This is a genomic window from Massilia sp. CT11-108, from assembly GCF_047302915.1.
In the GTDB taxonomy this organism is placed as follows: domain Bacteria; phylum Pseudomonadota; class Gammaproteobacteria; order Burkholderiales; family Burkholderiaceae_D; genus Telluria; species Telluria orientalis.
In genome coordinates, this window is sequence record NZ_JBKYMO010000362.1 from 1 (window position 1) to 5,962 (window position 5,962).

Consider the following 5,962-nt stretch of genomic DNA (forward strand, 5'->3'; position numbering starts at 1 on the left):
TGCGCTCGAAGGATCTCGTGCACTGGACCATCGCCGGCCACGTGCTGCCGCGGCTCCCGTTCGACCCGGCCTATGACATGGTCCCGCCGTACACGCTGACGGACGCCACGTCGAAACCCGTCACGGGCCAGCGCTACGCCCGCGGCGTGTGGGCGCCGTCGCTGCGCGAGCACGCCGGCAAATTCTACGTGTACTGGGCGACGCCGGACGAGGGCATCTTCATGAGCACGGCGAATGACCCGGCCGGGCCGTGGAGCGCGCCCGTCGCCGTCATCGCCGGTCCCGGCTACGAAGACCCGTGCCCGTTCTGGGACGACGACGGCAAGGCCTACCTCGTCCACTCGAAGGTCGGCGCCGGGCCGTTGATCCTGCATGCGATGAGCGCGGACGGTACCCGCGTGCTCGACGCAGGCAGGACGATCGTCGAGGACAAGGTCAACCTGCCCACGCTGGAAGGCCCCAAGGTCTACAAGCGCAACGGCTATTACTACATCTTCGCGCCCATCGGCGGCGTGGGGCACGGACCGCAGGCCGTGCTGCGCGCGCGCCGCATCGACGGGCCGTACGAGGCGCGCAAGGTGCTGGTGCCGGGGAACGGCATCGAGGGGCCGCACCAGGGCGGCTGGGTCGAGACGCCGTCGGGGCAGGGCTGGTTCATCCACTTCAACAGCACGGGCGCGTTCGGGCGCGTCGCGCACCTGCAGCCGGTCGTGTGGAAGGACGACTGGCCGGAGATGGGACAAGCCGGCCTGCCCGTGCTCGAGGGACCGGTCCCGGACACGGGCCGCAGCACGCCCGCGGACCGGCTGCAGGACTCGGACGAATTCGCCGCGCCGGCGCTGGGCCTGCAATGGTCGTGGAACCACAATCCGGACGATGCGCACTGGAGCCTCACGCAGCGGCCCGGCTATCTGCGCCTGCAGGCCAACGAGGCGAAGTACCTCGTCGGCGCGCGCAACGTCCTCACGCAGATCCTGCAGGGCCCCGCGTCCGAGATCACGACGCGGCTGGAACTGAAGGGGCTGGGCGAGCGCCAGCGCGCGGGTCTCGTGCTGTTCGGCGTGGGCGTGCCCTGGGTGGGCGTCGTGCACGAGGAGGGCAAGGATTATGTGACGGTGGCGAACGGCGGCGTGGAGACCCGGGTGGGCAAGGTCGACGGCAAGGCCATCGTCCTGCGCGCGGCCGTGGCGGAAGACCAGACCGTACGCTTCTCGTATGCGCGCGACGACTCCGACGAATTCCACGCGGCCGGTATGCCGGTGAAGCTCGCGCCGTTCTCGTGGTGGAAAGGCAGCCGGCCCGCCGTGTTCACGTGGATCAAGGGCGACACCGACGCGCCGCGCGAGGGCGGCGGCCCGCGGCCGATCGTGCGCGATTACGTCGACGTCGACTGGTTCCGCGTGACCCGGTCCGGACGCTGACGGCGTCAGGCCTCGATCACCCGGTTGCGTCCCGCCACCTTGGCCGCGTACAGGGCCTTGTCGGCGCGGTTCACGGTCTCGACGATGGGCTCGTCGGGATGCCAGATGCTCAGGCCGGCCGAGAAGCTGACGTGCCCTGCGGCGCTATCGCAGGGCTTCAGTGCGGCCACGCGCGCGCGCATGCGCTCCAGCACGGCGCGTGCGTTGGCGGGCGTCGTGTTCGGCAGCATCAGCAGGAATTCCTCGCCGCCCCAGCGCGCCAGCGCGTCGCCTTCGCGCAGTTCGGCGCGCGTGGCCTGCGCGAAGTCGCGCAGCACGGTGTCGCCCGCCGCATGGCCGAAGCTGTCGTTGATCCGCTTGAAGAAGTCGATGTCGAGCACGGCGATGCAGGTCGGCCCGCGCGCGGCGTCGCGCCGGCGCTCTTCCTGCGCCAGCAGCTCGTTCATGTGGCGGCGGTTGGCCAGCTTGGTCAGCTCGTCGATGGTGGCCAGCGTGCGGATCGTGTCGAGCGCCGTCAGCAGCTCGTCCTTCTGGGTCTTCAGGCGTGCGCGCAGCTTGCTCATTTCGCCGGTCAGCAGGGTGACCGCAAGCGAGGCGACCGTCACGAACACGAAGTTCACGGCCTCGGCCTCAGGCGGAAAATGCAGCGGATCATGCGCTGCGTGCCACCACATCGTGGCGCCCATGACGGACAGGTTGAAGGCGGTCAGCATCAGGGTCTGGCGCGGACGCAGGGCGAAGACGCAGAACACGACGATGACCGGCAACCCCACCAGGGTCGCGCCGCGCAGCGGCCCGGCGATCGAATAGCCCCAGACGTGGCAGCTGATGCTGAAGATGCCCTGCAGGCCCGCCAGGATGGTCGGCGCGAGCCCGATGCGGGCGCCGATGCGCACCAGCGGGTAGAACACGGCCACGCCCGCGGTGACGTAGAGGCAGATGGCACGGGCCTGCGGCTGTCCCGCGAGCGCCGCGGGGCCGAACAACATGCCGATGACGATCGTGTACATGATGGCCGTGCCGGCCCAGTATTGCAGCATGCGGTGCAGCTTGCGGTCCGCGCCGAACAGCATGCGCGCGGTCTGGTGGCGGGTGATCATGCTCACGCCCTCGCCAATTGCGTGACGTCGCGCGGCTGGCGTTGCTGGGCCTGCAGCATCTCCGTGATGCGCTCGGCCGGCACCGGAGGGCTGAACAGATAGCCCTGCATCTCGTCGCAGTCGTTCGCCACCAGGAAGTCGCGCTGTTCGACCGTCTCCACGCCCTCGGCGATCACGCGCAGGTGCAGGCGGTGGCCCAGCGAGATCACGGCCAGGGCGATCGCCTGGTCGTCCGAGTTGGAGGCCAGGTCGCGCACGAATGACTTGTCGATCTTGAGCGTCGAGATCGGGAACGATTTCAACGCGGACAGGCTCGAATAGCCGGTGCCGAAATCGTCGATCGACAGCGTGACGCCCATCTCCTTCAGTTCGCGCATGCGTTCGATGGCCTGGTTCAGGTCGCGCATCAGCAGGCTTTCCGTCACTTCCAGGTCCAGCGCGCAGGGCGGCAGGCCGGTGTCGCGCAGGGCGCCGGCGATGCGTTCGACGAGGCGCTTTTCCTCGAACTGGCGGGCCGACACGTTCACCGACACCGTCAGCGGATCCAGCCCCGCCGCGCGCCACAACTGGGCCTGGCGGCATGCGGTGCGCACGACCCATTCGCCCAGGCCGACGATCAGGCCCGACTCCTCCGCGAGCCCGATGAAGCGCATCGGCGGCACGATGCCGTGTTCCGGATGGCGCCAGCGGATCAGCGCTTCCACGCCGAACAAACGGCCCGTGCGCAGGTCGACCTTCGGCTGGTACAGCAGGTGGAAGCGCCCCGCGGGGGCTTGCAACGCGGGCGCCTGGCCATCGGTGGCGTCGTGCGTGTCGTCCGCCAGCGTGGCGTCCAGCGCCCTGCGCATGTCTTCCAGCATCACGAGCTTTGCCTCGACGCTGGCATTCATCTCGCGCGTGTAGAACTGGAAGTTGTTGCTGCCCAGGTCCTTGGCGCGGTACATCGCGGCGTCGGCGTTCATCATGAGGGTCTTCGGATCCTCGCCGTCGCGCGGGTACACGACGACCCCCATGCTGCAGCTCACGCGCACCGCCTGGTCGCCGATCTGCACGGGTTCGGTCACGGCTTGCCGGATCTTTTCCAGAACGGGCGTGAGCGCGAGCGGACTTTCGCCGGCCTCCGGCAACAGGATCACGAACTCGTCGCCGCCCAGGCGGCCGAGGGTGTCCGTGCGGCGCAGGCAGGCCTGCATGCGGCCGCCCACGACCTTCAGCAATTCGTCGCCGGCATTGTGACCGAGGCCGTCGTTGACGAGCTTGAAACCGTCCAGGTCGACGAAGGCGAGGGCGAGATGGCCGCCGTTGCGCTGGGCGTTGCGCACGGCCTGGTCCAGGCGGTCGCGGATCAGGCTGCGGTTCGGGAGGCCGGTCAGCTCGTCGTGGTGGGCCATGTGGCGGATGCGTTCCTCGGCCAGCTTGCGCTCCGTGATGTCGCGCACCATCGCGACGGCGCCGCCTTCGACGGGCACGATCTGGCGCTGCAGCCAGCGCCCGGCCGTCGGACCAGCGGTCGCCTGCCACTCGGCCTCGATGACGCGCTGTTCGAGCACCACCTGCACGAGGTGTTCCCACATGCCGTTCGTGCGGTAAAACGGCAGCGCATCATCCAGCAGCTGGCCGCGCAGCGCCTCGCTGGCGATGCCGGTGAAGAGTTCGGAGCGGCTGTTGGAGTCCTCGACGAGGAAGTCGACGATGGTGCCGTTCATGTCCGTCACGCTGCGCAGCACGAAGAACGCGTCCGGGCTCGCTTCCGACGCGGCCGCATAAGTCTGCTGCGCCTGGCGCTCGCGCCGGCGCGCCTTCGCCACCTGCCACGACCACGCGCTGATCATCGCGACGACGGCGACGAGCAGCGAACTCGCGGCCGTCGCGCCGACGAGGTAGGTGCCGTAGTGCTGCTCGTACTGCGCCATCTGTTCGCTGTCGGCCAGGCCCACGACGGCCGTGAGCGGGAAGCCCGACAGGCGGCGCGCGCCCGCATAGCGCTCGATGCCGTCCGGTGCCGTCGGATGCGGGGCGACCGCTTCCTCCCCGATGCCGTCGAGCGCGATCGGCTGGCCCCACGACACCTTGTCGCCGATGCGCACGGCGCGCGCGACGCCGTCGCTGCCGACGAGCGCCAGCAGGCCCAGTTCGCCCCCGCGCGAGCGTTCGTACGAGCTGGTGAAATACGCCGGATCGACTTCGACGATGGCGACGCCGGCGAAGCGCCCGTGGCCGTCCTCGATGCGGCGCGTGAAGTGCAGGTGCGGCTCGGACCGGGCGGTGTCGCCGACGGTCTGGCTGACGAATACCCCGTGGCCGCCGCCGTTCGCGTGCACGGTGAAATACGGCGCGCGCGACACATCATGCGCCGGCATGGAGGGATTGCTGTCGACGATGGTGCCGTCGCGGTCCGCCACGCTGACCTGGAACACGAGGCCGGGCGGCAGCAGTTCCTCGGCGCGCAGCGTGGGCAGCGCGGCGTGGGGGCCGTTCAGTTCGACCGAATACTTGATCACCTTCAGCGTCTGGTCGATGGCGTTCAGGTTGCGCGCGACCTGCGCCTCGTACGTCTCGAGCTGCTCGCGCACGGCATCGCGCGCCGCGTCGACGGCCGCGCGCCGCTCCGTTTCGACGAAGTGGAAACAGGCGGCCCAGATGGCCACCAGCGGCAGCAGGGCGAACAGCGGCAGCGCGATGTGCGTCTCGAGGGCGCGCGCGAGCCAACGGGGACGGCGGCGGTCGGAGTCGGCGGACGGCGTCATCACTGCACCATGAGGACCGGGTGCACGCTCGCGTCGAGCGCGCTGCGTTCGATGTAGCCGATCGCTTCCGGATCGCCGGCCACCTTGCGCCGCACGGCCGCGCTGTCCGCCAGCTCCGAGGGCGGCTGGCCGCGGCCCGTGAAGACAATCTTCGACCAGTGCGCCTTCAGCAGCGCGGGCGTCTTGTTCGTCACGCGCGCATAGAATTCGTCGCGCGTCGGCGCGCCGAGGCGCAGGTCGAACGGCACCGCTTCCGTGCCGTCCGGGAAGCGCACGGATTGGCCGAGGAAGATCGCGGCCACCTGGTCGGCGCGCAAGGTGGCGACGGGATTGCGCGCGGAGACGATCACGACGAGATCGGCCGCCGTCGCCGGCGCGCCGGCCAGGATGCCGAACAGCAGGGACGTGCCCAGCAGGCGGGAATACTTGAGCGTCGCCATGCTAGTACACGAAGTCGAGTGCGACGCTGGCCACGTGGACCGGGTGGCCTGGCACGAAGCGCATCGTCGGGTTGATGAACGTGCCGCGCGAGCCTTCCTGCGGCGTCACGCGGTCGTATTGCAGCTTGAGGGCCATGTTCGTGCGCAGGTCCCAGCGCACGCCCGCCGCCTGCGACGTCTGTTGCGGGATCGTCCACAGCAGGGTGTTCAGGCCGGCGTTCAGCGCGGCCGCCGTCGGCGCCAGCGCCGGGGGC

General features: G+C 69.8%; 4 protein-coding genes and 1 pseudogene. 1 reads left to right on the top strand and 4 read right to left on the bottom strand.

Going from position 1 to position 5,962, the window contains the following annotated elements:
• Window positions 1–1,421, top strand: a 1,421-nt coding sequence (locus tag ACEN88_RS22830; RefSeq protein ID WP_413343302.1) for a glycoside hydrolase 43 family protein, incomplete at its 5' end; no start/stop codon positions are given.
• Window positions 1,422–1,426: 5 nt separating this feature from the next.
• On the opposite strand, the gene ACEN88_RS22835 is transcribed toward ACEN88_RS22830, so the two are convergent.
• The 4 genes and pseudogenes from ACEN88_RS22835 to ACEN88_RS22850 form a co-directional block, all read right to left on the bottom strand.
• On the bottom strand, window positions 1,427–2,521 hold the full coding sequence (locus ACEN88_RS22835; protein WP_413343307.1) for a diguanylate cyclase domain-containing protein: 1,095 nt from the start codon (window positions 2,519–2,521) through the stop codon (window positions 1,427–1,429).
• A gap of 2 nt (window positions 2,522–2,523) precedes the next feature.
• Window positions 2,524–5,268, bottom strand: a complete 2,745-nt coding sequence (locus ACEN88_RS22840) for an EAL domain-containing protein (RefSeq protein WP_413343303.1) — start codon at window positions 5,266–5,268, stop codon at window positions 2,524–2,526.
• The gene (locus tag ACEN88_RS22845; RefSeq protein ID WP_413343305.1) at window positions 5,268–5,708 is read right to left on the bottom strand and encodes a phosphate ABC transporter substrate-binding protein; all 441 of its coding nucleotides are present in this window, start codon (window positions 5,706–5,708) and stop codon (window positions 5,268–5,270) included. Before ACEN88_RS22845 ends, ACEN88_RS22840 begins: the two co-directional genes overlap by 1 nt.
• Before the next feature lies 1 nt (window position 5,709).
• Window positions 5,710–5,962, bottom strand: a pseudogene (locus tag ACEN88_RS22850) (hypothetical protein); the annotation flags it as partial.